General features: G+C 67.0%; 21 protein-coding genes. 12 read left to right on the top strand and 9 right to left on the bottom strand.

From position 1 onward, the window contains the following. Window positions 1-242: 242 nt before the first annotated feature. Genes Q8M85_RS05210 through Q8M85_RS05185 form a run of 6 tightly spaced genes read left to right on the top strand, consistent with a single transcriptional unit; the run spans window position 243 to window position 6,493 of the window. A complete protein-coding gene (locus tag Q8M85_RS05210; RefSeq protein ID WP_305541177.1) occupies window positions 243-1,247 on the top strand; it encodes an efflux RND transporter periplasmic adaptor subunit in 1,005 nt (334 codons plus the stop codon). After that, window positions 1,240-4,458, top strand: coding sequence for an efflux RND transporter permease subunit (locus Q8M85_RS05205; RefSeq protein WP_305541174.1), 3,219 nt, complete (start codon window positions 1,240-1,242; stop codon window positions 4,456-4,458). Before Q8M85_RS05210 ends, Q8M85_RS05205 begins: the two co-directional genes overlap by 8 nt. A gap of 18 nt (window positions 4,459-4,476) precedes the next feature. Continuing rightward, entirely contained in the window at window positions 4,477-5,760 is a 1,284-nt protein-coding gene (locus tag Q8M85_RS05200; protein ID WP_305541171.1) for an NAD(P)/FAD-dependent oxidoreductase, read from the top strand. A gap of 4 nt (window positions 5,761-5,764) precedes the next feature. Further along, the gene (locus tag Q8M85_RS05195) at window positions 5,765-5,968 is read left to right on the top strand and encodes a DUF2892 domain-containing protein (protein WP_305541168.1); all 204 of its coding nucleotides are present in this window, start codon (window positions 5,765-5,767) and stop codon (window positions 5,966-5,968) included. A 37-nt stretch (window positions 5,969-6,005) separates the two neighbouring features. Beyond that, window positions 6,006-6,320, top strand: coding sequence for a helix-turn-helix transcriptional regulator (locus tag Q8M85_RS05190; protein WP_305541165.1), 315 nt, complete (start codon window positions 6,006-6,008; stop codon window positions 6,318-6,320). A gap of 17 nt (window positions 6,321-6,337) precedes the next feature. Then, a complete protein-coding gene (locus Q8M85_RS05185) occupies window positions 6,338-6,493 on the top strand; it encodes a hypothetical protein (protein WP_305541162.1) in 156 nt (51 codons plus the stop codon). A 22-nt stretch (window positions 6,494-6,515) separates the two neighbouring features. Here the strand turns inward: Q8M85_RS05185 and Q8M85_RS05180 are convergent, their stop codons facing one another. Next, complete coding sequence (locus Q8M85_RS05180; RefSeq protein ID WP_305541160.1) at window positions 6,516-7,262, bottom strand: Crp/Fnr family transcriptional regulator; 747 nt, start codon at window positions 7,260-7,262, stop codon at window positions 6,516-6,518. Window positions 7,263-7,414: 152 nt separating this feature from the next. Between Q8M85_RS05180 and Q8M85_RS05175 the strand changes: the two genes are divergently transcribed. Further along, on the top strand, window positions 7,415-7,861 hold the full coding sequence (locus Q8M85_RS05175) for a hypothetical protein (protein WP_305541158.1): 447 nt from the start codon (window positions 7,415-7,417) through the stop codon (window positions 7,859-7,861). Window positions 7,862-7,895: 34 nt separating this feature from the next. Here the strand turns inward: Q8M85_RS05175 and Q8M85_RS05170 are convergent, their stop codons facing one another. From Q8M85_RS05170 to Q8M85_RS05140, 7 genes are all read right to left on the bottom strand, one after another. Continuing rightward, on the bottom strand, window positions 7,896-11,003 hold the full coding sequence (locus Q8M85_RS05170; protein WP_305541155.1) for an efflux RND transporter permease subunit: 3,108 nt from the start codon (window positions 11,001-11,003) through the stop codon (window positions 7,896-7,898). A 3-nt stretch (window positions 11,004-11,006) separates the two neighbouring features. Next, entirely contained in the window at window positions 11,007-12,143 is a 1,137-nt protein-coding gene (locus Q8M85_RS05165) for an efflux RND transporter periplasmic adaptor subunit (RefSeq protein WP_305541152.1), read from the bottom strand. Window positions 12,144-12,392: 249 nt separating this feature from the next. Next, window positions 12,393-13,325 (bottom strand): HAD-IIA family hydrolase, encoded by a 933-nt coding sequence (locus tag Q8M85_RS05160; RefSeq protein ID WP_371135204.1) that lies wholly within the window; start codon window positions 13,323-13,325, stop codon window positions 12,393-12,395. Further along, complete coding sequence (locus Q8M85_RS05155) at window positions 13,318-14,085, bottom strand: SDR family NAD(P)-dependent oxidoreductase (protein WP_305541149.1); 768 nt, start codon at window positions 14,083-14,085, stop codon at window positions 13,318-13,320. Before Q8M85_RS05155 ends, Q8M85_RS05160 begins: the two co-directional genes overlap by 8 nt. 3 nt (window positions 14,086-14,088) lie before the next feature. Then, entirely contained in the window at window positions 14,089-14,649 is a 561-nt protein-coding gene (locus Q8M85_RS05150) for an SIS domain-containing protein (protein WP_305541147.1), read from the bottom strand. Next, window positions 14,646-15,986: a sn-glycerol-1-phosphate dehydrogenase gene (locus tag Q8M85_RS05145; RefSeq protein WP_305541145.1), complete on the bottom strand. Its 1,341-nt coding sequence runs from the start codon at window positions 15,984-15,986 to the stop codon at window positions 14,646-14,648. The genes Q8M85_RS05150 and Q8M85_RS05145 overlap by 4 nt, the downstream gene beginning before the upstream one ends. After that, on the bottom strand, window positions 15,983-17,044 hold the full coding sequence (locus Q8M85_RS05140; protein WP_305541142.1) for an ABC transporter ATP-binding protein: 1,062 nt from the start codon (window positions 17,042-17,044) through the stop codon (window positions 15,983-15,985). Before Q8M85_RS05140 ends, Q8M85_RS05145 begins: the two co-directional genes overlap by 4 nt. Window positions 17,045-17,184: 140 nt before the next feature. Here Q8M85_RS05140 and Q8M85_RS05135 point away from each other — a divergent pair, with 140 nt between their 5' ends. The 5 genes from Q8M85_RS05135 (at window position 17,185) to xylB (ending at window position 22,873) form a co-directional block, all read left to right on the top strand. Beyond that, window positions 17,185-18,525 carry a sugar ABC transporter substrate-binding protein gene (locus Q8M85_RS05135; RefSeq protein WP_305541139.1) on the top strand — a complete coding sequence of 447 codons (1,341 nt, stop codon included), beginning with the start codon at window positions 17,185-17,187 and terminating at the stop codon, window positions 18,523-18,525. Window positions 18,526-18,629: 104 nt separating this feature from the next. Next, window positions 18,630-19,508: a carbohydrate ABC transporter permease gene (locus Q8M85_RS05130; RefSeq protein ID WP_305541136.1), complete on the top strand. Its 879-nt coding sequence runs from the start codon at window positions 18,630-18,632 to the stop codon at window positions 19,506-19,508. Window positions 19,509-19,624: 116 nt separating this feature from the next. Then, window positions 19,625-20,452: a carbohydrate ABC transporter permease gene (locus Q8M85_RS05125; RefSeq protein ID WP_305541133.1), complete on the top strand. Its 828-nt coding sequence runs from the start codon at window positions 19,625-19,627 to the stop codon at window positions 20,450-20,452. 7 nt (window positions 20,453-20,459) lie between these two features. Next, window positions 20,460-21,428, top strand: coding sequence for a sugar-binding transcriptional regulator (locus Q8M85_RS05120; RefSeq protein ID WP_305541130.1), 969 nt, complete (start codon window positions 20,460-20,462; stop codon window positions 21,426-21,428). After that, window positions 21,428-22,873, top strand: coding sequence for a xylulokinase (gene xylB / locus Q8M85_RS05115; RefSeq protein WP_305541126.1), 1,446 nt, complete (start codon window positions 21,428-21,430; stop codon window positions 22,871-22,873). The genes Q8M85_RS05120 and xylB overlap by 1 nt, the downstream gene beginning before the upstream one ends. A gap of 22 nt (window positions 22,874-22,895) precedes the next feature. Here xylB and Q8M85_RS05110 read toward each other — a convergent pair whose 3' ends face one another. Further along, window positions 22,896-25,277, bottom strand: coding sequence for a YbcC family protein (locus Q8M85_RS05110; RefSeq protein ID WP_305541123.1), 2,382 nt, complete (start codon window positions 25,275-25,277; stop codon window positions 22,896-22,898). Window positions 25,278-25,293: the final 16 nt, after the last annotated feature.

The following is a 25,293-nucleotide window of genomic DNA, read 5'->3' as shown; positions in this document are numbered from 1 at the left end:
GGTGGACAATCGCGACTAGCCTTGCAAATCCAACAACTTGGTCGCGGGCGTTCAGGAATTGTTAAGGTTTGGGCGGCGCGTCGGTTGGGTCCGGCGCGCCGTTCTGCATCAGCACGGGGCAAGGATCGGGCCGCCGGTTCAGACGCCTTCGACCAGGAGACGACGCGCCGGAAATCTGAAACGTAACCATTGCAAAGCTAGTAAGCTTTATATATGTATTGGCCAATCCAGGAGGCCATTGCATGATCCGCCCATCATCCTTTCTGCTTGCCGCAAGTCTGCTTGCCCTTTCCACGCCGCTTCAGGCCGAGCCGCTGACCCTTGCCCCGGTCACCGTGACCGAGTGGAAGGCCGTCTATGGCACGGTCGAGGCGCGGGACCGGATCCCGGCGCGGGCGCGGATCGGGGGCACGCTTGTCGAGCTTTCGGTTGTCGAGGGCGACATCGTGGCGGCAGGGCAGGAACTGGCGCGGATCGTCGATGACAAGCTGGACTTCCAGTTGGCGGCGCTTGCGGCACAGCGTGAGGCTTTGGGCGCGCAGCTGGCCAATGCCGAGGCCGATCTGCAGCGTGGCGAGGATCTCTTGAAGAACGGGGTCACCACGATGCAGCGCGTCGATGCTCTGCGGACGCAGGTGGATGTGCTGAAGGGGCAGATCGCCTCGCTGACGGCACAGGCGGATGTGATCGCGCAGCAGGCGAAGGAGGGCGTCGTTCTGGCCCCCGGCGCGGGTCGGGTGCTGGATGTGCCGCAGACCCTGGGCGCGGTGCTGATGCCGGGCGAAGTGGTGGCGGTGGTCGGCGGCGGCGGGACCTTCCTGCGCATCGCGGTGCCCGAACGCCATGCCAGCGCGCTTGAGGCGGGCGACAAGATCCTGATTTCCGAAACCGGCGAGGACCGCGAAGGAACGCTGGCCCGGGTCTACCCGCTGATCGAAGGCGGCCGGGTGGTTGCGGATGTCGAGATCGAGGGACTGCCCGACACCTATGTCGGCGCGCGGATGCTGGTGCGTCTGCCGGTGGGCGAACGGCCTGCGCTGCTGGTTCCGAAGGCCGACGTGGTGACGCGGGCCGGGCTGGATTTCGTGGGCGTCGCGGGCGCCGAAGGTGCGGTGCTGCGGTCCATCGTGCCGGGGCAGGCGCATCTGGTGGACGGGGTCGAGATGGTCGAGGTGATCAGCGGCCTTGCGGCGGGCGATGTGGTGGTTCCTGCCGCCGAAGTGACGGGCGAGGTGGGCCATGAGTGAGCGCGGCAAGCATCCGCTGGGCATCGCCGGGGGGCTTACCAAGGCCTTCATCAACTCGGCGCTGACGCCCCTGTTCATTCTGGCCGCGCTGGCGGCGGGTCTGGTGGCGCTGGTCTCGCTGCCCCGCGAGGAAGAGCCGCAGATCTCGGTCCCGTTGGTCGACATTCACGTGATGGCGCAGGGGCTGAAGGCCGAGGATGCGGTCAAGCTGGTGACGGAACCGCTGGAGGTCATCGTCAAGGGCATCAACGACGTCGAGCATGTCTATTCCTCGACCCGCGACGATGCGGCGATGGTGACGGCGCGGTTCGAGGTTGGCACGCGGTCCGAGGACGCGATCCTGCGGGTGCATGACAAGGTGCGCGCGAACATCGGGGCGATCCCGGTGGGCATCCCCGAGCCGCTGATTGTCGGTCGCGGCATCGACGACGTGGCGATCCTGACGCTGACCCTGTCGGCCGAGGACATGAGCGCCAACGACCTGACGCGGATCGCGCGGACGTTGCAGACCGAGGTGGCCAAGACCGAGGATGTGGGGCTGACCTATCTGGTCGGCGACGCGCAGGACGCGATCCGCATCGAGCCGGACCCCGACCGGCTGGCCCTGTATGGCGTGACCTTGCAGCAGTTGGCCGGGAAGGTTTCCCAGGCGAACCGGACGCTGAACACCGGCAAGCTGCGCGACCAGGGCCAGATGGTCGATCTGGTGGCGGGCGAGACGCTGACGGCGCCGGCCGAGGTGGCGAACCTTCTCTTGACCACGCGGGACGGGCGGCCGGTCTATGTCTCGGACGTGGCGACGGTCCGGTATGTCGAGAACACGAAGGACGCCATCGTCTCGCATCTGGCGAAGGGTGAGAACGGGCTGACGGGCGGTCCCGCGGTGACGCTGGCGATTGCCAAGCGGGCGGGGGCCAACGCGGTCGTCGTGGCCGAGGACGTCCTGCACCGGGTTCATGCGCTGGAAGCGAAGCTGATCCCCGAGGGTGTGGAGATCACCATCACCCGCGACTATGGCGAGACGGCGAACGAGAAGGCGAACGAGCTTCTGTTCCACCTGGGCCTTGCCACGGTGTCGATCATCGCGCTGGTCTTCTTTGCGATCGGCTGGCGTGAATCGCTGGTGGTCGCCATCGTGATCCCGGTGACGATCCTGCTGACGCTGTTCGCGGCCTGGATCATGGGCTTCACGCTGAACCGGGTGTCGCTGTTCGCGCTCATCTTCTCCATCGGCATCCTGGTCGACGATGCCATCGTGGTGATCGAGAACATCGACCGCCACTGGGGCATGGACCGCCGCAAGCCGCGCATCCAGGCCGCCATCGAGGCGGTGGCAGAGGTCGGCAACCCGACCATCGTGGCGACGCTGACGGTGGTGGTGGCCCTTTTGCCGATGCTGTTCGTGAGCGGGCTGATGGGGCCGTACATGTCCCCGATCCCGGCCAATGCGAGCGCCGCGATGATCTTTTCCTTCTTCGTGGCGGTGATCATCACCCCCTGGCTGATGGTCAAGGTCGCCGGTCGGGCGGACATGAAGGAACACGCCCAGGACGATATCCACGGCGGCCACCACGGCGGCTGGCTGGAACGCTCTTACATGGCGGTGGCACGGCCCTTGCTGGCAACGAAGGGGCGCAGCCTGACGTTCCTGCTGGTCACGGCGGTGCTGTCCTTCGGGTCGCTGGCGGCGCTTTATACCCGCGACGTGACGGTCAAGCTGCTGCCCTTTGACAACAAGTCCGAGCTTTCGGTGGTGATCGACCTGCCGGAAGGATCGTCGATCGAAGCCACCGACCGGGTGGCGCGCGATGTCGCCGATGTGGTGATGGGGCTGGAAGAGGTGACTTCGGTCCAGACCTACGCCGGGACGCCTGCGCCGTTCAACTTCAACGGGTTGGTGCGGCACTATTACCTGCGGTCGGAACCGCAACTGGGCGAGGTGGCGATCAACCTGGCGCCGAAGACCGACCGCGACCGGGCGAGCCATGACATCGCCTTGGACCTGCGGACGCGGCTTGCCGCGCTGGCCGTGCCCGAAGGGACGAGCCTGAAGGTGGTGGAACCCCCGCCGGGTCCGCCGGTGATCTCGACCCTCTTGGCCGAGGTCTATGGCCCCGATGCCGAAACGCGGCGGGCGGCGGCGACGAAGATCCGCGAGGCCTTCGAGGCGGTGCCGTTCATCGTGGACGTGGACGACAGTTTCGGGACCCAGGCGCGGCGGCTGCGGGCGACGATTTCCTCGGACGATCTGGATTTCTACGCAGTGCAGGAGCAGGACGTGTTCGACACGCTGGCGCTGCTGAACAGCGGACAGACGGTCGGCTATTCCCACCGGGGCGAGGGCCGCCTGCCGATCCCGCTGGTCGTGGGCCGCGACAAGGCGGACCGGGTGCTGGACGAACGCTTCCTGACGACTCCCATCCCCGCCAATGCCCTGCCGGGCGCGCGGGGCGTGGTGGAACTGGGCGACGTAATCCGGGTGAAGGAGGAGGCCGCCAGCTTCCCGATCTTCCGCCACAACGGCCGCGATGCCGAGATGGTGACGGCGGAACTTGCCGGGGCTTTCGAGGCGCCGCTTTACGGGATGCTGGCGGTCGCCGACCAGATCGAGGCGATGGACTGGCCGGAAGGCACCAAGCCCGAGATTTCGCTGCACGGCCAGCCCGAGGACGAGGACAAGGTGACCCTGCTGTGGGACGGCGAATGGGAAGTGACCTTTGTCACCTTCCGCGACATGGGGGCGGCGTTCGGGATTGCGCTTCTGGGCATCTACATCCTGGTCGTGGCGCAGTTCGGGTCGTTCAAGCTGCCGCTGGTGATCCTGACGCCGATCCCGCTGACGTTCCTGGGAATCATGCTGGGTCACTGGCTGTTCGCAGCCCCGTTTTCGGCCACGTCAATGATCGGCTTCATTGCGCTGGCCGGGATCATCGTGCGCAACTCGATCCTCCTGGTGGACTTCATCCGCCACGGGAAGGGGGACACGGTGACCGTGGACCTGTTGATCGAGGCCGGGGCGATCCGGTTCAAGCCGATCCTTCTGACCGCCATCGCCGCCATGATCGGCGCGGTGGTGATCCTGGCGGACCCGATCTTCCAGGGTCTCGCAATCTCGCTGCTGTTCGGTCTGCTGAGTTCGACCCTGCTGACCGTCCTTGTCATCCCGGCGATCTATCGCGTGTTCCGAACCGGGTCGGAAGCCATCGCCTGATCAGAAGAGGAGACTGAAATGGCACATGTCGTTGTATTGGGGGCCGGTCTTGGCGGCGCCATCATGGCTTACGAGTTGAAGGACCAGCTTCGTCCCGAGGACAAGGTGACGGTGGTCACCAAGGACCCGAAGTATCACTTCGTGCCCTCGAACCCCTGGATTGCGGTGGGCTGGCGGGATCGCGAAGACATCACGGTCGACCTCGCCCCGACCATGCAGAAGAAGGGGATCGAGTTCATCCCGGTGGCGGCGGAAAAGCTGGTGCCCGAGGAGAACCGGATTGCCTTGGTCGACGGGAAGTCGGTTTCATACGACTACCTTGTGATTGCCACTGGGCCGGAACTGGCCTTCGACGAGGTGCCGGGTCTGGGGCCGCAGGGCTTCACCCAGTCGATCTGCCATATCGACCACGCCGAGGCGGCCAAGGCTGTCTTCGAAAAGCTTGTGGCGAACCCCGGCCCGGTGGTGATTGGGGCGGCGCAGGGGGCGAGTTGTTTCGGTCCGGCCTATGAGTTCCTGTTCATCCTGGAGACGGCTTTGCGCCGGGCCAAGGTGCGGGACCGGGTGCCGATGACCTTTGTCACGCCCGAACCTTATGTCGGCCATCTGGGGCTGGACGGGGTGGGGGACACCAAGGGCTTGCTGGAAAGCCAGATGCGCGAGAAGCACATCAAGTGGATGACCAACACCCGGATCAAGCGGGTGGAAGAGGGCCACATGTTCGTGGAGGAAGTCGGCGAGGACGGATCGGTCAAGGCCGAGAAGGACCTGCCGTTCGCGTTTTCGATGATGCTGCCCGCGTTCCGGGGGATCAAGCCGGTCTCGGGCATCGAGGGACTGAGCAACCCGCGCGGCTTTACCATCGTCGACAAGCACCAGCGGAACCCGAAGTACAAGAACGTCTTTGCCGTGGGTGTCTGCGTGGCGATCCCGCCGATGGGGCCGACCCCCGTGCCCTGCGGCGTGCCGAAGACCGGGTTCATGATTGAATCGATGGTCACCGCGACGGCGCACAACATCGGCAACATCGTGCGCGGCAAGGAGCCGGACAGTGTCGGCACCTGGAACGCGGTCTGCCTGGCGGACTTCGGCGACGGGGGCATCGCCTTTGTGGCGCAACCGCAGATCCCGCCGCGCAACGTCAACTGGTCATCCTCGGGCAAGTGGGTTCATCTGGCCAAGGCGGGGTTCGAGAAATACTTCATCCGCAAGCTGCGGAAGGGGACATCCGAGCCGTTCTACGAAAGCCTGGCGCTGAAGGTGCTGGGGATCGACAAGCTTAAAGAAACCACGAAAGGGTAACGAAATGTCACTTGATGCTGCAGTTCTGCGTTTTGCCGGGGTCATGGTCCTTCTCAGCGTCGTGCTGACGGCCTATGTCTCGCCTCTGTTCGTCTGGTTCACCGTCTTTATCGGGCTGAACCTGCTGCAATCGTCGTTCACCGGCTTCTGTCCGGCGGCGCGGGTGTTCCGGGCGATGGGAGTCAAGAAGGGGTGCGCGTTCGAGTAAGGACGGGCGATCAAGAGCGGACGAATAGGAGCGGGTGATGGCTGAGATGCTGGAAGGCTTCGGTGGCACGGCCGAGCAGGCGTCGAAGGCGGTGGCGCTGTTGAAGTCGCTGTCTCACGAAGGGCGGCTGCAGATTCTGTGCTGCCTGGTCGAGGGCGAGTTGAACGTCACTCAGCTTGCCGAATCGCTGGGGTCAAGCCCCGTGACGGTGTCGCAGCAGCTGATGCGGCTGCGCGCCGAGGGGATCGTGCAGACCCGCCGCGAAGGGAAAAGCGTGATCTACAGTCTGGCGCGGGCCGAGGTGGCGATGGTCGTTTCGGCCCTGAAGGATGCCTTCTGCAAGCCGGTCTAGGCTGACGCGCGGATCCGTTGCGACAGCGCCTCCTGCCGGTCGGCAAGGAGGCGCTGGCAGCCTGCGGTCTTGCGCAATCTGCGCGGGTGCCGTTTTCGGATGTGGGCCCGATCGTGGTGCCCGAAGCGAGCGACAACCAGAACGAATGGACCAAGGTGGTCCTGACGCCGTGACCCCGATGGCGTATTCTTCCGGCTAGTCGGCGGGACCTTCGCAAAGGTCGGTCAGCGCAGCCACGTCGCAAAGATACGCATCGCCGTCGCGACGGATTGCCCCGACGGCGATAAGCGCCTGGAAAGCCTGGCTGATCTTCGGCCGCGAGGCGCCAAGGATCGCGGAAACATCGGTCTGGTTGACGCCAAGGGTCAGCCGCCGCTGGTTGCCCTGGCCGGTGTCGGGCGTGTGGGCAAGGCTGTGCAACAGGAAACGGACCAACCGGGTCTGCAGGTCGTAAAGCGCGATTGATTCCATCTGGAAATTGGTCCGGCGCAGATGGCTGGAGAGATGCCGCGCCATTGCCATGCCTATGTCGGGACGCCGCTCTGCCACCGCCTCGAACCGGGCGCGGGGCAGGACGAGGCAGGTGGTCGCCTCGGCTGCTGTCGCGTCGGCCGAGCGCGGCTCGCCGTCGATCAGCGCCATCTCGCCCAGGATGTCGGAGGGGCCCAACGTGCGCAGCACGATTTCGCGTCCCCTGGCGCTGGACAGGACCAGACGGACGCGGCCCGCCAGGATGGCGAGCATATGGTCACCGGCGTCACCGCGCGAGAAGATCAGCTGCCCCGGTCCCCAATGCTGCTCGCGCATGCCCTGGGCAAGTTCGGCAAGGCTTTCCGCGGACAGGGCCGAGAAGATCGGAAAGGACTGCAGGCGCGAGGGCAGCCCCGGCAGCGGGCCGCCAGGTCGTGCTTCAGCCGAAAGCGAATTGCCTCCCGTGCCCATCGCCGTCTCCCCATCCCGGGCGGAATGGTAGGGCCGACGCGGTCTTCCGACAACAGCCAAGTGTTCCCCAGGGAACAGACTGCGGGCGGGTTCGGTGGCAGTCTCTGCACATACGGCGCGGCCATGCGGCGCCCAGGGAGGAGAAAACGACCATGACCATGACCCATAGCGCCATCGCACAGATCTTCACGCACCGGCTGGAGCCGGCAGAATTCCACGAAGAGGAAAGCTCGGTCGAGCGCGGTCGCCGCGCCGAGATGGAGGCCTTCTCGCTGACCCGGCTGGCTGGCCGGATGCTGCGGTGGCGGTGGGCCCCTGCGGCGATGGACCCGCAGGTCGAGCTGCAGGCCGCCGTCAAGCGCCTGTCCGAGCTTTCGCCGCATCTGTTGATTGACGTCGGGATCGATCCTGCGACGGGAGAAGTCGCGGAGGATGGCGTGGCCCTGATTTCGTCGCGCCCGATCCGCAGCGTCGACCTGGAGCGGGAAGCGGTGGCGCTGCCGACCCCGGCTGTCCGGGCAGACCGTCTGTCCCGCCTGCGCCTGCAGATCAAGGTCCTGCCCGCCGCGGGCGAGACTGCCGCCGCCTCGGTGGTCTGACGCGGGTCAGGTCCGGGTGGTCAGGTCCGGGTGGTCAGGTTCGGGTGGTAAGGCGGGCCGCCGTATCAAGCTCGCGTTCCAGCATCGCGGTTTCCGCCGACCGGGGCCGGGCCAGGCCTGCGAGCAGCAGGTAGGCCACGGGGGTGACATAGAGTGTCGCCAGGGTGGCTAGGCCAAGCCCGCCGACGATGACCCAGCCCAGGACCGCGCGCGCCTCGGCCCCGGCGCCTTGCGCCAGCACCAGGGGCACGCCCCCGAGGACGGTGGCGACCATCGTCATCATCACTGGTCGCAGGCGAACAACCGAGGCTTCCTCGATGGCCTGGCGGACGGTGTGACCGCGTTCGCGAAGCTGGTCGGCGAATTCCACGATCAGGATGCCGTTCTTGGCCATGATCCCCACCAGCAGCACCAGTCCGATCTGGGAATAGACGTTCACGCTGCCGCCGGTCAGCAATAGCGCGAAGACCGCGCAGGCCAGGCCCAGGGGCACGGTGGCCATGACGATCACGGCGGAGACGAAGCTTTCGAACTGGGCGGCCAGCACCAGGAAGACCACGGCAAGCGCGATGCCAAAGGTCACCAGAAGGCCCGACGAGGTTTCGCCCAAGGTGGCAGCCTCGGCCATCGGAACGAGGCGCATGTTTTCGGACAGAAGGTCACCGGACAGCGCCTGCACTTCGTCCAGTGCGGCGCCAAGGGGGAAGTCGGGGGTCAGCGAGGCCGTGATCGGCACGGACCGGCTTTGCGATTCGCGCCCAAGTTCGGGTGCGACCGGGCGTTCCGTCAGCGTCGCGAAGGACGAGAGCGGCACCAGTTGCCCGTTGTCCGAGGGCACGAAGGTCCGCTCCAGGTCGCCGGGATCGTCTACCGGAGTTTCGGTGGAGACAAGGCGGATGTCGTAGCTTTCATCCCGCAGGAAGATCGTGCCCACGGTGCGGCCGTCGAGGACCGCTTGCAGTGCTTCGCCCAGGCCATCGACGCGGACGCCAAGGTCTTCGGCGCGGGCGCGGTCGATCTGGACGAATAGCTGGGGCTGGGTGGTGTCGTAGCCCAGGCGCACCTGCCCGAAGCGGGGGTTCTCTTCCATCTTCTCGACAAGGCTGCGCGCGACCTCTGCCAGGTCGCCGTAATCGTCGCCGAGGAGCGCGAAGGACAGGCCCTGACCCGCGCCCCGGATGCCCAGCGAGTTCGGCTGGATCGCGAAGGCGCGGATGCCGACGATGCCGCGCATGCCAGCGGTCAGCTCGTCGCTGATCGCTTGCTGGGTGCGGTCGCGGGCCGCCCAGTCCGCCAATGTCAGCACCATGAAGCCACGGCTGCCGCCCCCGGTCCCGGCGATGGCGAAGACGCTGGTGACCTCGCCCGAGGCGCGCAGGGGTTCGACCAGCGCCTCGATCTCGCGCATCTTGCCGTCGGTGTAGTCCAGCGCCACGCCCTGCGGGGCCGAGACGGAAAGGAGGATCACCGAGCGGTCCTCGGTCGGGGTCAGTTCCTGGCGCAGGGTGGTGAAGGTTGCAAAGCCAAGGGCGGCGAACAGAAGGGCGACGGCGACCGCGACCAGGGGCGCGTTGAGGCAGCGGCGCAGGGTCCAGGCATAGGCTCCCGAAAGCACATTCCCGACCTTGTCCAGCCAGCCGCGCTTTTCCGGGTGGGGCCGCAAAAGCCGCGCGGCCAGCACCGGGCACAGCGTCAATGCGGTGACCGAGGACAACAGGACCGCGATCGCCAGCGTGAAGCCGAATTCCCGGAACAGTCCCCCGGTCTGGCCGGGCAGGAATGAGAGCGGGATGAAGACCGCTGCCAGTGTGACGGTGGTGGCGAGGACCGCGAAGAACATCTGTTCGGCGCCAAGGACGGCGGCGGCGCGGGCACCCATGCCTTCCGACCGCCGGCGGACGATGTTTTCCAGGACGACGATAGCGTCATCGACCACAATGCCCGTGGCAAGGACGAGCGCAAGCAAGGTCATGATGTTGATGGAAAACCCGACCAGCCAGATCGCGGCCAGGGTGCCGATCATCGCGACGGGGATCGCCACGACCGGGATCAGCGTCGCCCGCGCGTCGCGCAGGAACAGATAGATCACCGCCGTCACGATCAGGACCGAGAGGGCCAGGGCCACCTCGACCTCATGGATCGCGCCCTGGATGAAATCGGCGCTGTCCGAGGTGACATACATCTGCACATCCTCGGGCAGGAGGGGCTGGAGGTCAGCCACCACCTTGCGCACGGCGGCCGAGATCGCGAGAGAGTTGCCATTGGCCTGCCGGATGATGCCAAGGCCGATCCCCGTTTCACCATTGGCCCGCAGGACCGAAGCGCCGGGTTCGGGGCCAAGCGTCACTTGCGCCACGTCGCCCAGCCTGACGTCGCCGGCAATGGTCAGGGCCTCGATCTCTTCGGCGGTAGCTATTGCCGCCGTGGTGCGGACCTGAAGGGTCTGACGGTCGGAACTGAGCGTGCCGGCAGGCGCTTCCTGCGCGACATTGGCCAGGACGGCGCGCAGGTCGGCCACGGTCAGCCCGCGCGCGGCGAGCTGCATCAGGTCGATGTCCACCCGGAAGGCCAGTTCGCGGTCGCCGAAGATCTGCAGGTCGGCGACGCCGGGGGCGGCCAGCAGGCGCGCCTCGGCCAGGTCGCTGACCAGTGCGGTCAATTCGTCGGCGGTGCGCCGGGATGAGGTGACAGCGATGCGCAGGATGGCATCGGAATCGGCATCGGACTTCACCACCCGGGGGGCATCGGCCCCGTCGGGCAAGGACCCCGACAGCCGCGCCACGGCATCGCGCAGGTCGGTGGCCGCGATATCGAGGTCGACGCCGTCCTGGAATTCGACCGTCACCCGGCTGGAGCCGAACCGCGAGGAGGAGGAGATCGTCTTGACCCCCGGGATGCGGCTGGCGGCACCTTCGATCACCGCTGTGACCTCGCGGTCGATGGCTTCGGGGGCTGCGCCGGAATAGTTGGTCGAGATCGAAACGACCGGCCTTTCGACTGCCGGAAGCTCGCGCACGTCGACGCCAAGCAGGGCGGCCAGGCCCGCAATCACGATGAGGGCATTCAGCACGAAGGCCAGCACGGGGCGGCGGACGAACAGTGCGACGCGGTGGGATTGGGGGAAGGGGGTGGGGCGGGCCATCGGTCAGCTTCGTGGCGGGGTGACAGCGACGGAGGCCCCGGGACGCAAGAGGTTCACCCCTTCGGTCACCACCAGGTCTTCGGGCAGGAACGCCCCTTCGACCAGCACGAAGTCGGCGTTGCGCTGCACGATGCCGATCGGCAGCCGTGTCGCCTTTGCCTCGCGCACGACCCAGACATAGGCCCCGTCCGTGCCCCATTGGATCGAGAGCGGGTCGACCGCGGAATAGCTGGCTCCGGTGAAGGCAAGGTCGATGCGGAACGCCATGCCTGCGCGCAGACGATCCTTGGGATTGGCGATGCTGGCCTTGACGCGCAGGGTGCGGCTGGCCTCGTCCACGCGGTTGTCGAGGGCGGTGATCCGGCCTTCGACCGTGCTGTCGGGCAGGGAAATCGCGGTGGCGCTGACCGTATCTTCAAGCCGCATCAAGGATGCCAGGCGTTCGGGAACGCGGAAATCAAGCGCAAGGGTGGACCTGTCCTCGATCCGGGTGATGACCGTGGAGGGGGTGACAAGATCCCCCGGCTGCGGCCCGATCAGGCCCACGAAGCCGGGGATCGGCGCAAGAAGCTGATGGTCGGCCAGCGTGCGCTCGGCGATCTGCAGTTCAAGTTCGGCGGTGCGCAGGGCCAGTTCGGCTTCCTGGCGTTGCAGCGAGGTGGCGGTGCCGGACTGCGCCAGCTGGTCCAGCCGGGTGACAGTGCGTTGTGCGTCCTCCAGCACCAGGCGGGCGCGATCGACGGACAGCTGCGCGCCCGCCGCATCCAGTCGCGCGATCACGGTCCCGGCCTTGACCTGGTCGCTGGGTGCGACAGGAATTTCGACAATCCGGCCCGTGACCCCAAAGGCCAGGTCGGCCGCTTGCGCCCCCTGACCGGAGCCGATGACCGACAGGACGTCCTGCAGCGCCCGGGTTTCAACCGGGACGGCCATGACCGGCACGTCGCCCGCCCCCCGCGCCCCCTGGCCGGGGCGGCCATTGTCCGCATCCGCGACCTGGACCAGCCCGGCAGTGGTCAGCGGACCGAGAAGGCCGATCCGGTCCAGCCAGGGATGGGTGCCGGGGACAAAGCGGGCCGACACCGGCACAGCCACCGCGCCAAGCAGTGCGATGACGACAAGCTGGACGCCGAGCTTCATCCAAGGGCCTTTCCTGATCGGCGGCGGCCCAAGCGGCGGGGACCGGACATCCGTTGTTTCTGCGAGGCGGACCAAGGCCCTGCAGGGGACTTAAGTCGGCAGGGGACAAGGCAAGGCCTTATTCGGTTCAACAGCTGCACAATCGAGGTGCGCGGCCGGTTCTGCAAGTCACCTTCGGTTGAGCCTGATCCTGTCCTGACCGCTTTTTGCGCGTCAGGTGCGGCGACCGGGTGATCCAAGCCTTGCGTTCTAGATGCTGCCGATGATGAAGTCCGGGGTCATGCGGGAGGCGGCGATGAAGGGGCGGACGTCCAGTCCGGCGAAGAGGCCGTGGTCGGTGACGAGGACGCTGCGACAGCCCGCCGCCGCCCCGCCGAGGACGTCGGTGTGCAACGTGTCGCCAACCATCGCCAGACGTCCGGCAGGCAGGCCGGTGCGCGCGATGCCTTCGGCAAAGGCCTCGGGAAAGGGCTTACCGAACCAATGGGTCCTGACCGGCACCTGATCCAGAAGGTCGTGGCCGAAAAGGCCCGGCTCCAGTGTCAGTCCGCCTTCGCGCGGCGCGACGAGGTCAGGGTTGGCGATGACCAGCGGACGGGGTCGCTGCTTCAGGGCGGCGACCAGTGCCGCCTGCAGGGCCGGGGTCCAGCGGGCGGTGGAGAGAAACAGTACTCCGTCCGCGTTCAGCAGGGCGGAAGGGTCGGCCACGGCATCCACCAGCCGCGCGGGGATGTCGGCGAAGCTGTCGCCTTCCGCCGCGATCACGGCCCAGGTGGCGCCGGGGGCGATCAGTTCCAGCCGGGCGACGGCGACATCGCGTGAGGCGACGACCTCGTCGGCGGTGAAGTCGAAGCCCAGGCGGTGATACTTGGCCAGAAGCTGCGCGCGGGTGTAGCTGGCGGCGTTGGTCAGGACCGCCAGCCGCTTGCCCCGCGCCCGCAGGGATCGCAGCCGTTGCACAGCACCGGGGATTGCGGTGTCGCCGACGTTCAGCACGCCGAAGGCATCAAGAAGGAAACCATCGACATGATCGGCCACGTCTTCCAGCGAGGGCAGGTGCAACGACTGCGCCGGGAAGCTTGCCTGGGGCAGGCGGGGGCGGATCGCCTCGTAACGGGCAAAGGCCGAAGGCGCGTCCGAGAGCATGTCGCCCGCGCCGGCATCAAGAGAGACATCAGACACTGGTGAACCCGCCTTCGACCATCAAAAGCGCGCCGTTGACCATGCTGGAGGCGTCCGAGGCAAGATAGAGGGCGGCATCCGCGACCTCGACAGGTTCGGCAAACCGACGGGCGGGGGTGGCGTTGCGGAACGGGTCGCCCTTTTCCGGCTTGCCCCAGACTTCGATGCCCATCGGGGTCATCACCACCGTGGGGCAGATCGCGTTCACCTGCACATTGTGCCGTGCCCATTCGGCGCAGAGCGATTTCGTCAGCGCGTTGAGGCCTCCCTTGGACGCGGCATAAGCCGCATGGTCATCAAGCGCGATGACTCCGGTCTGGGAGGAAATGTTGATCACCTTCCCCCACCGTTGCGCGATCATCGGGGGGGCCAGCGTCCGAGCGGTCAGGAAGGGCGCGCGAAGGTTTACGGCCATCATCCGGTCCCAGTCTTCAGTCGAGAAGTCGACCGCCGGGGCGACATTGGCGATCCCGGCCGAGTTCACCAGGATGTCGATGGTGCCCCATTCCCGCAACGCCCGTTCGCAAGCGGCGACGGGTTCGGTCGGGCTGGCCATTTCGGCCACCAGCGTCAGGCAGCGGCGGCCCTGGGCGCGGACGGCCGTTGCCGTGGTGGCAAGGTCGGCCTCATCCCGACCAAGGGCGACGATGTCCGCCCCGGCGTCGGCGAAGACGCGGGCGATCTCGGCCCCAATCCCCTTCGAGGCCCCGGTAATCAGCGCCTTGCGGCCTGTCAGTGAAAAGCGGTCCTGCCAGGGCATGCCCTACTCCAGATTGGTATGGCGGGCGCGCATCGCCTGCGGGTTCACGGCAAGGCGGTCGCGGAGCGCCAGGACCAAGAGCTCGAACGCAAGATACTGCGCGCCTTCAAAGAGCGAGCCCATCGGCAGGACCGAGGCGGCCGCAGCCCCCTGGTCGTTCGCCATCGTCTGGGCGGGGATCAGGAACACGCGGTCGGCGGCCTGCGGGGCGCTGCCCTGGGGTTGGGCGGTGACGCAGGCGATGCGGGCACCGGCCTTGCGGGCGACGCCGATCAGGCCGTCGACGGTGGAAAAACCGCCCGGTCCGGCGCTGACGACAAGAAGGTCTCCCGGGCCGACGGGCGGGCAGGACATGTCGCCCACCACATGCGCATCGAGGCCCATGTGGTAAAGCCGCATGGCCAGAGCGCGCATCATCAGCCCCTCGCGCCCGACGCCGTAGCAGACGACGCGTTTGGCCTGGGCGAGTTCGGTGATCAGCCCGTCCAGCGCGGTGGGGTCGATGGCGGCGACGGCATCGCGGATTTCCGCCGCAGCGCGGTTGGCGAGGTCGGAAAGCGTCATGTGCCCACCTTTGACTGCGTGGCCCCCGGCAGGGCGGCGGTGGCAGCCTGATCCAGAAGCCCGATTTCGTCCAGCAGGTCCAGAATCGTATAGCGGCTGCGCAGGAAGCGGGCCTTCAGGATCGTGCGGAGAAGGTAGTCAGGATCGACGCCGATGTCCGCCGCCTCAACCGGAGCGCCCGCGCGCGCAAGATGCTGCGCCATACGGTCGGCAGTCCAGAGCCGGGCGCGGAGCCGGGCGGAAAGGTGGGGCCAGGCGTCGCGCAACTGTTGCAGGCGCGCGTGCAGCTCAGCCCCCTGAACATGCTTGGCGCGGGTTTCGACGATGGCGCGGTCGGCGATCTCACCGGGGCCGAAACGGTCGCGGATGTCTGCTTCCTTCGCGGCAAGGTCGGGGGCTTCGGCGGCGCGGCGGGCCGGTTCGAGGGTGGTCAGGTCTTGCTTCAACAGCCAGTCGTACATCCGCAGCGAGGCCATTGTGCCAACCGCAACGCAGGCCCCGTGGCTTACCCGTTCGCCACCAAAGTGCAGGTCATCCATCTCCCACAGATGAGCGATCTGATGGTCTGCGCCACTGGCGGGGCGTGACGACCCATGCGCCTCCATCGCAAGGCCGACCAGCGTCAGGCCCAGGAACAGGCCCTCGACCGCATCCCGGTCGCCCGCCGCGATGCGGTCGGGCTGCGAGAGCCAGCCGTCAAGGCCGCCCTGCACCATCGGCCAGGCAACATCGTCGATGCCTTCGATCCCCAGCGCGTCGGCGATGATCCAGTCGCCCCCTGCCGGAACCTTGCCCGCCAGGTCGCCGTAGCCCCAGCCGGTCATCTCGGGCGGGGCGGCGGCGATGACGTCGAGGTCGGCGAGCAGGACCTTGGCCGGGCGGCAGGGGATGGTCTTCTTGAACCCCTTCTCGGACAGAGGGGCACCCGCCGAAGTGTAGCCGTCCATGCTGGCCGCCGTCGCCACGCACATGTAGGAGATACCTGCCGTGAAGGCCGCGTGCTTGACCACGTCATTCATCACGCCCGAGCCGATGGCGATGGGGGTCTCGCCCGGTTTCAGGACAGCGCGCAGTGAATCGGCGAGGTCCACTGTGGGTTTCGGGCGTGGGGTGGCGGGGATCACATGGCGGCGCGAGGCGATGCCCGCGCCTGTGAGCGCCGCCTCCACAGCCGCACCCGCTGCGCCCCAGCCGCGCTCGTCGGCCATCAGCACCACCGGCCCGGCGAAGTGTCGGGCATATAGCGTTCCGGCATCGGCCAGAACGCCCCGACCGATCATCACCTCGGCCACGCTGGCCGACCGTGCCACGGCGTCGCGGATCAGGTCCCCGCTCATCTTGCGACCCCACCCGAAGCCAGGGTTCGCCCGTCCGCCGCAAAGTGGTGCAGGCGTGCTGGTGGAAAGTCGAGGCCGATGACCGCCCCGTGGTCCAACGTGGTGTCCCCTTCGGCACGGACGACAAGTATCTCGCCTCCGGCAAGGCGGACGTAAAGATAGGCGTCGCCGCCCAGCGTTTCGCAGATGGTCACCGTGGCCTGCAACTGGCCCTGTCCAGCGGGGCGCAAGGCAACATGCTCGGGCCGGATGCCCAGTTTGACCGCGCCGACCGGGGCGGACCCCAGGGCGACGCCTTCGACCATCGCCTGCCCACCCTCCACCTGCAGCCCGAGGAAGTTCATCGCCGGCGCCCCGATGAAGCCCGCGACGAATTCGCTGGCGGGGCGGTTGTAAAGCTCCATCGGCGGGCCGACCTGCTCGATGCGGCCTGCGTTCAGGACAACGATCTTGTCGGCCATCGTCATCGCCTCGACCTGGTCGTGGGTGACGTAGATCATCGTGGCCTTGAGGTCGCGGTGCAGCGCCTCAAGTTCCACCCGCATCTGCACCCGCAGCTTGGCGTCGAGGTTCGACAGCGGCTCGTCGAAGAGGAAGACCTTCGGCTCTTTCACGATGGCCCGGCCGATAGCAACGCGCTGGCGCTGACCGCCGGACAGCTGGCCCGGCTTGCGGTCAAGATAGGGTTCCAGCTGCAGGATGCGGGCTGCCTCGGCGATGCGGCGCTTGCGGTCGTCGGGGGGGAAGCTGTTGACCTTCATCCCGAAATCCATGTTCTCGCGCACCGTCATGTGTGGGTAAAGCGCGTAGGACTGGAACACCATCGCCACGTCGCGGTCGGATGGGGCAATGCGGGTCACGTCGCGGTCGCCAATATGGACCGTGCCATGACTGATCTCCTCCAACCCAGCGATCGAGCGCAGCAGCGTGGACTTGCCGCAGCCCGACGGCCCCACGAAGACCGCAAACTCGCCGTCCTCGATGGACAGCGAGATCTCATGCAGCGCCTGAGCGCCGCCATAGAACTTGTTCACGCCCGACAGCCTGACCTCGGCCATGCCGACCCCTTCCCCTTGCGCCGCCCTTGGCCGCGCGTCTGCGATTTTTCCGGTTGACTCATCCCGGTTTCGATACATTTATATGTGCAGCGTTACAAATGGAAGTCAACTCTGCAACGCTGAACCTTAGGGAGGTTACAATGAAACTCAAGTCGCATGTCAGCGCGCTTGCGCTGGCGTCCGCGTCGCTTGCTGGCCTTGCCGGCGCGGCGCAGGCCTGGTCGCTGGAAGAGGCCGCAAAGCCCTATGCCGGGACCGAGCTGGAAGTGCTGTTCCTGGATCGTCCGGGCTACAACGCCGCGATCAAGATGTTGCCGGAATTCGAGGCGGCGACCGGGATCAAGGTCAACTACACCACCGTTCCATATGAGAACGCGCTGGGCGAACAGGTGCGCGACTTCGTGGCCGGAGGGGACCTCGACATCGCACTTATCGACCTGGTGTGGATGGGCAACTTCGCCGAAAACGGCTGGGTCGTCCCGTCCGAGACCTTTATCAGCAACCCGGAACTCGCCGATCCCGAGCTGGACATGGCCGACTTCTTCCCGCTGGTGCTGGACGCCTTCGGGTCGTGGAACGGGGTGAACTACGGGCTGCCCTTTGACAACTATTCGGGCCTGCTGTTCTACAACAAGTGCATGTTGAAGGACGCCGGTTTCGACGCTCCGCCCGCGACTTGGGCTGACGTCATGGACACCTACGGCCCGGCGCTGACCAAGGACGGCAAGTACGCCTACGCGCTGCAGTCCAAGCGCAACGAGACGCAGTCGGCCGACAGCTTCGCGCGCTTCCTGTGGCCCTTTGGTGGCTCGTTCCTGAACGCGGAGTTCAAGTCGAATTTGCTGTCGGCGGAATCCCAGGCCGGCCTGCAGTTCCGCCAGGACCTGATGAAGTTCATGCCCGAAGGCATCGTCGCCTATGACCATGCCGAGACGGTGAACGCCTTCGCGCAAGGCGATGTCGCGATGATCACCGAATGGTCGGCCTTCTATTCGACCGTCGTCAGCCCCGAGACCTCGAAAGTCGCGGACTGCGTTGAAATCGCACCGGAACCGACCGGACCGGCAGGCCGCAAACCGGCACTTGGCGGCTTCTCGCTGGCCGTCGCTTCCCAGGCGGACGAAGCCGAGCAGGCGGCGGGGTGGCTTTTCATCCAGTGGGTGACCTCGAAGGCCAATGCCGGCAAGTACCTGGAGATGGGTGGCGTCCCGGCACGGCAGTCCGCCTATGCCGATCCGGCCCTGGCCGCGACCTACAAGTTCATCCCGGCACTGGTCGAAAGCTGGCAGGAAGGCGTGCCGGAGTTCCGTCCGCGCTTTGCCGAATGGCCCGCGATCACCGAGATCGTGCAGGAATGGGGCACCAAGATCATGCTGGGTGAAGTCAGCATCGAGGAAGGCTCCAAGATGATCGGCGAGAAGATGGAAGCGGTCCTTGCCGAGGCCGGCTACTACGACGGCAAGAAGCCTCTGGCCCAGTGATCGGGCCGCTGTAATCTCCTCCCAGGAGACGTGCCGAAAGGCATGACCAGGCCTCCGTCCCCGTGGCGGGGGCCTGACTGACCGCAGACCGAAGCGAGGTGTCCATGTCGTTCCGCGTGCCCCGGCGCACGATCGCCGCCTTCCTTGGCCCCGCCGTCGCGGCGCTGGCCATCGTGGGCATCGCGCCGCTGCTTTATGCGGTCTGGAAAAGCCTGCACTACTTCAACCTGACGAAACTGGCCCAGCAACGCTTTGTGGGGCTGGAGAATTACGGGGCCGTTCTGACCGACCCGGTCTTCTGGCAGGCGATGGGGCGCACCGGGCTTTTGTTCATCATCGCGGTGCCGATCCAGATCGCGTTGGGCCTCTTGATCGCACTGGTCCTGCACCGGCCGGGGCTGACGTTCTGGAAGACCCTGGCGCGGTTGTCGCTGGTGCTGCCGATGGCGACGACCTATGCCGTCGTCGGCCTTCTGGCGCAGGTGATGCTGAACCAGAAATACGGTGTCATCAATCAGATGCTGGGCTGGATCGGCGTGGATGCAATCAATTTCATCGGTGATCCGACAAATGCATTCATCGCCGTGGTGATGTGGGATATCTGGCAGTGGACGCCCTTCGTGGCGCTGGTCCTCCTCGCGGGCCTGTCGACCGTCCCACCCGAAATCGAAGAAGCCGCGAAGCTGGAGACGAAATCGAACTGGACGGTGCTGCGCTATGTGCAGCTGCCGTTCCTGATCCCCAGTCTGGTCGCCGTCCTGATCCTGCGCACCGCCGATACGCTGAAGCTGTTCGACATGCCCTTCACCATGACCCGCGGCGGGCCGGGGTCCGCAACGGAGTTCATTGCCGTCCTGATCGAGCGTGTGGGCAACCGCCAGTTCGACATCGGCATGGCCGCGGCGCAGTCGATCATCATGCTGGCGATCACGATCGTTCTCGCCCGCCTTTACATCCGCCTCTTCTACCGCGAGGTCCGCTGACATGGCCGCCTGTCTGAACCGCCGCTCATCGCTTCCCTCCGGTCGCTCTTCGCTGAGCCGCCCCTGCGAAGAGCGACCGCAAGGAAGCGATGAGCCCCGCTTGGAGGTCCGCTGACATGGCCGCCCCCATCCAACGCCGCAGCCTTTGGGGTGAAGGCGTGCTCCTTCTGCTTATCGGCCTCTTCTGCGTATTTCCCTTCTACTGGATGGTCACGACCAGCCTGAAGACCCAGGTTGTCGCGCTCGAATCCCCGCCGGTCTGGTGGTTCACGCCGACGCTGGCGAACTACTGGGAGGTGCTGTTCGTCGACAAGGTCGGCCCCGCATTGATCAACTCGATCATCGTCGCCGTCTGCACCACGGCGCTGGCCGTGGGTCTGGGCACCCCGGCCGCCTACGCGTTGGCCCGGTTCGAGTTTCGCGGCAAGACCGACCTGTGGTTCTGGTTCATCACCAACCGTTTCGTCAGCCCCGTCGTGCTGGCCTTCCCGGTCTTCCTGATCAGCCGCGAGTTGGGCCTGCGCGACACCCATCTTGCGCTGATCCTGATGTATCTGACCTTCACCCTTCCCATCGTGATCTGGATCTGCACCGATCAGTTCCGGTCGATCCCGCGGGAACTGGACGAGGCGGCGATGCTGGAGGGCGCGAGCCAGTGGCGGATCTTCCGGTCAATCTGCCTGCCTCTGGCAATGCCCGGCGTCGCCGTCAGCAGCATCCTGTCGTTCATCTTCAGCTGGAATGAACTGCTCTTCGCCTACATCCTGGCCCCCAAGGCCGCCAAGACCGCACCCGCGATGGCCGTGACCTTCATGGAAGGCTACGACGTGCCGTATGGAAAGATCATGGCGACCTCGACGCTGATCGTGGTTCCGGTCTTGATTTTCGCGCTTCTTGCGTCGAAGCACCTGGTCCGGGGCCTGACGATGGGGGCCGTGAAGTAGGGTCCAGATGGCGCGCGCACCGAAGCTTCCGCAGATCGACACCGAGGAGAGGTTTCTGGCGCAGGTCGCCTGGGCCTATCATGTCGAGGGCCTGACGCAGGAGAAGGTGGCCGAGAAGCTGGGCGCGACCCGCCTTCGGGTCAACAAGGCTCTGTCGGAAGCGACAGCGCGGGGCCTGGTCCGCATCACCTTCAACACCGCCTTCGCCGCCTGCGCCGAGCTGGAAGCCGCCCTTCGCGCCCGGTTCGGGTTGCGGCAGGCCTATGTCGCGCCGGCGCCGATGGACGCGCGCGATGTGCAGATGATCGTCGGCGCGGCGCTGGGGAACCTTCTGTCCGAAGTGCTGGTCGACCCGCGCGTGCGCCTGTTCGGCATGTCCTGGGGCGGCACGCTGAACATCGCCACGCGCTTTGTCGCGGCGATGGAGCGGCCGGACCTGGAGGTGATCAGCGTCATGGGCGGCCTCACGCGCGGGTCGGACCTGAACTCTTTCGAGATCACCACGCGACTGGCCGACCTTCTGGGGGCGCAGCACAGCTATTTCACCGCGCCGCTATATGCGGGCAGCCGCGAAAGCCGCGACACGATCATGCAGCTCGACGTCTTCCGCGAGGTGCTGGAGAAGCTGCGGGGGGTGGATGCCCTGGCCATGGCGGCGGGGGATATCTCGAAGAACTCGCTTCTGATGCGCGACGGGTTGCCGGGCGATGTCACGATGGAGGACCTGCGCGCGTTGGGCGCGGTGGGGGACGTGCTGGGCGTGGTGATCGACGCCGAGGGCCATCCCATCGCGCATCCGATCAACGAGCGGGTCATCGGCATCGGGCTGGACGATCTTGGGCCAATCCCGAACGTCATCCTTGCCGCCGGAGGGCCGCACAAGGTTGCGGTGGTGCGGGCCGTGCTGAAGCGGGGGGTCGTCAACACGCTGGTCACCGACGAGGCCACGTCCCGCGCCCTGCTGGGAAGCGGCTGATGACATTGCATATCGGGATCGACCTTGGAACCTCGGGCATCAAGGCGGTGCTGATCGAGGACCTTTCGCGGGTCGTCGCCGTGGCGGCCGAGCCGGTGGCGGTCAGTCGCCCGAAGGTGGGATACTCCGAGCAGCAGGCCGATCTTTGGGTCTGGACGGTCTTTGCCTGCCTTGACCGGCTTGCCGCCAGCGCCCCAAGGGAGATGGCTGCGGTCCGGGGTATCGGGCTGTCGGGGCAGATGCTGGCGGCACTGATCCTGGATAGGGACCTGCGGCCCCTGCGCCCGGCGATGCTGTGGAACGACCAGCGTGCGCTGGCGGAATGCGCCGAATTGCTGGCGGCGGTCCCCGATATCGGACGGCGGACGAACGGCACGCCCGATCCCGGCATCACTGCGCCAAAGCTGATGTGGCTGCGGAAACATGAGCCCGCGCTCATGGACCGGGCGCGGATGCTGATGCTGACCAAGGATTATGTCCGCCTCGCGCTGACGGGAGAGATCGCGACCGAACCTTCGGACGCGGGCGGCACGCAACTGCTGGACGTCGCATCGGGGCAGTGGGACCCTTCCTTGTGTGCGGCAGTGGGCTGGGACCCTGCCCATCTGCCTGCGGTCCTGCCAAGCTGGGCCGAGGCGGGTCGGCTGAAGCCAGAACTTCTGGCGCGCTGGGGGATGGCTGGCCCGGTCGCTGTCGCGGCAGGGGCGGGGGACAACATGGGCTCGACGCTGGGGGCAGGGGGCGCGCGGCCGGGTGATGCGGTTCTGACCATCGGCACCTCGGGCGTCGCCTGCATCGTCGACGCGGCCTTTCACCCTGGGCCGGAGCGGGCGATCCTGACCTCGGCCCATGTGGTACCCGACGTGTATCTCTCGATGGGGGTCGTGATGTCCGCGACGGCGAGCCTCGACTGGGTCGCCCAGCTGACCGGGCGGACGGTCCCCGACCTGGACGCCGAAGCGACGGCCCTGGTGGCGGCTGAAGGGCCTGCCGCCGCGCCGATCTTCTTGCCCTGCCTGACCGGCATCCGCACACCGCTGAACCGGCCGGACATGACCGGACGCATCACCGGGCTGCATCCCGGCGTCACCCCTGCCATGTTGGCCTACGCGACGATGGAGGGCGTGGCTTTCCAGTTTGCCGACTGCATCGCCGCGCAAAAGGAGGTCGGCGTTCGTCCCGAACGCTTCACCGTGGTCGGCGGCGGGACCCGCAGCGCGCTGTGGCTGTCGCTTCTGGCCACCGCGCTTGACCGTCCGGTCAGCCTGATCGAGGGGGCCGACATGGCCGGCCCCCGAGGCGCAAGCCGCCTTGCCGCTGTCGCCGCGGGTGCGCCGCTGGCCTGTCTGCGGAAACCCGCAGTCCTGACCGGCGTCATCGAGCCCGACCCCGGCCTGAAGGACCTGCTTGCCGACCGCCGCGCGATGATGTGGGCACCGCATTAGCGGGGACCTCCGATGGGCAAGCTCAGGCTACCAGACTGGTGACTGCCTCGCCAGCATCCCAAGTCAGTCCGCGCTGGTAGCGCGCCGCGACACGGCCATCCTTCAGCGCAAAGAGGTGGAGCCAGCCGTTGTCGAAGAGCCGCCGGACGCCGTCATGCTTGCGCAGGATCTCGGTCATGGCGTCGAGTGGGGCCTCGACCATCACAGAGAGCCGCAACGGGTCATGCGCCGGGGCTTCGCCGTCGTGGATGGTCTGGATCGGAAGGCCGGGGCGCAAGAGGCCGCCGTTGCCTTCGACGACGCCGATCCCACCGACGACATTGTGGATCAGCTTGTTGCCGCCGCCGAACACTTGCGGCGCGACGGTCGAGCCGAAGTATTGCAGGCTGATCCAGGAGGCGACAACGACGGGCGCTGTCAGGATCAACTCAAGTGTGCCGAAACCCTGGTCCGCCTGCCAGTCGTAGCTGTGCAGGAAGGCGCGGCCCTGCAGGTCGCGGCCTGCCGTGGCGCTGCGCGGGGCGGCGATGAAGGCAGCACATCCGGCAAGGCCCCATTCGGGCCGCACCTCGGACCAGTCGGCGGCGCGGCTGGCAAGGGTTTCACCCGTGGCTCCCGGCAGCCGCAGGGCGCGCTCGGCCCGGGCAATGGTGCCAGCGGCGGTCAGCCAGACTTGGGCCTGGCTCAGGTCTGAAGCATGGTCCGGGTCGGGCGTGTCGCGGTAAAGTGTGACATGGTCCGTCACCGTATCATGCAGGCCCGCGACGAAAACCGTGTCCTCGGGCAGCGTCAGCCCCAGGGCGGGTAACCCCGCGCGGGTTGCTGGGTCGTTCAGCAGGGCGGCAAGCAGTCGGGACGAGACCTCGCCCGTCTGGCCGCAGCAGGCGCCGCAGTGATAGGCGCTTTCGTGCGGGTTGTTCGTCACCTGCGCGCCGTGGCCGATCAGCAGGACCAGCCGGGCATGACCCCCGGTCAGGCTCATCGCCCGCAGGACAGCGGCGGCGGTTTGCGCCTTGGCTTCGGCGGAAAGCCCGCCTTCGATCTGCGGCATCGGGCCGGGGGCCATGCCGTCGCCGCCAAGACCCAGGGCGTCACGCACCAGCTTGCCGCCATAGGCCGGACCTGCCGCTTCGACAAAGGCGAAGGACGAGACCGCCGCCTGCCGGAACCGGCCCCAGGCGCGCTTGGCGCGGGCCTTGATGCGGGTTTCGGCCTCCATCGCGTCGCTGCCGTGGCTGGTCGAGGTCAGCGCGGGGTTCAGAAGCGCGGGCAGATGGGCCTGCAATTCATCCGTCCCCTCGGGCAGGTGGGCGACGGGCAGGCCGAAGAAGCCTGCAAAGCCGATGGTCTCGATCTGATCCGACTGACCCTCCAGCGCCCGGCGCAGGACTTCGGAGCGGACGTCGATGCAGAAGGCGGCTTGCAGGGCAGGGCGACCAGAGCGGGTGGCCGGGCCGGAGAGGAGGGTGACAATGGAGCGCTGGTGGGCACGCTCGGCCGCGTCCTGCAGGACGGCATCCAGCGCCTGGTCGGGCGTGGGAAGCAGGGGTTCGGCATGGGCGGCGACCGTGGCCTGCCAGTCGGTTGCGATGGCGGGGTGGCGCGCCAGCAGCGCCTCTTCCCAGATCAGCCGGATCGCCAGAAGGTCGGTCAGCGTGGCATCGGTGCCGCCTTTAAGTTCGGCCTGCCACAGCAGCCAGCGTGCATGCATCGGCCAGCCGCCAAGGTCGACTAGCAGCCGGTGGAAGGCGGTCTCGGCTGCCTCGGCCGTGAGGCCAAGCCGGTCGCCCGCCCGCAGGATGGCGCGCTCGGCGGTGTCGGGGGCCTGAGCCACATGGGCGCAGAAGCCGGTCAGCCCGGCGATCTCTGGCGTGAGGTCATGCGTCGCCCATTCCCGCCAGGCGGCATAGGCGTCCTGTCCGGGCCGCGGCGTCCAAAGCGCCTGGCCCCGGTCGAAGTAGCCCCCGGCCCAAAGGCCGAAGCTGCGGTCGATCACGGCGGGCCAGTCGGTTCCCGTCGCCCGTGCGGAAAGTTGCGCCACAGTGGGCAGGGCCTGCGGGGCAGGGGCAGGCGTCAGCATCCGGGTCTTCACCCAGGCCAGGTCGCGCGGCTTGACCGGCGAGCGCGAGGCGATCAGGGCGGCGGCAAGGTCGTCATCGGTGATTCTGCCCACCGCGACCTTGTCGGCAAGGACCGCGCGCGGCGGGGTCAGGGCGACCCCCGCCACCCGCGCCAGCCGGGCTGAGGCCTGAGCCAGATCCTCGTGCGTCTGACCGAGGAAGGGGTTCACGGCCACGGTCGCGTCCAGCGGGAAGGCGGGCGGGATGGCGCGGGCGGCGGCCTCGGCGGCCTGCAGAAGTTGCGAGGCAAGTGCGGGGGCGATCTGGCTGTGCTTGAGGAACATCGGGGTCTCCATCGGA

It is taken from the genome of Tabrizicola sp., assembly GCF_030694085.1.
In the GTDB taxonomy this organism is placed as follows: domain Bacteria; phylum Pseudomonadota; class Alphaproteobacteria; order Rhodobacterales; family Rhodobacteraceae; genus Tabrizicola.
Note: the sequence above shows the minus strand (reverse complement) of the source record. Positions and strands in the feature narration are given on the sequence as shown.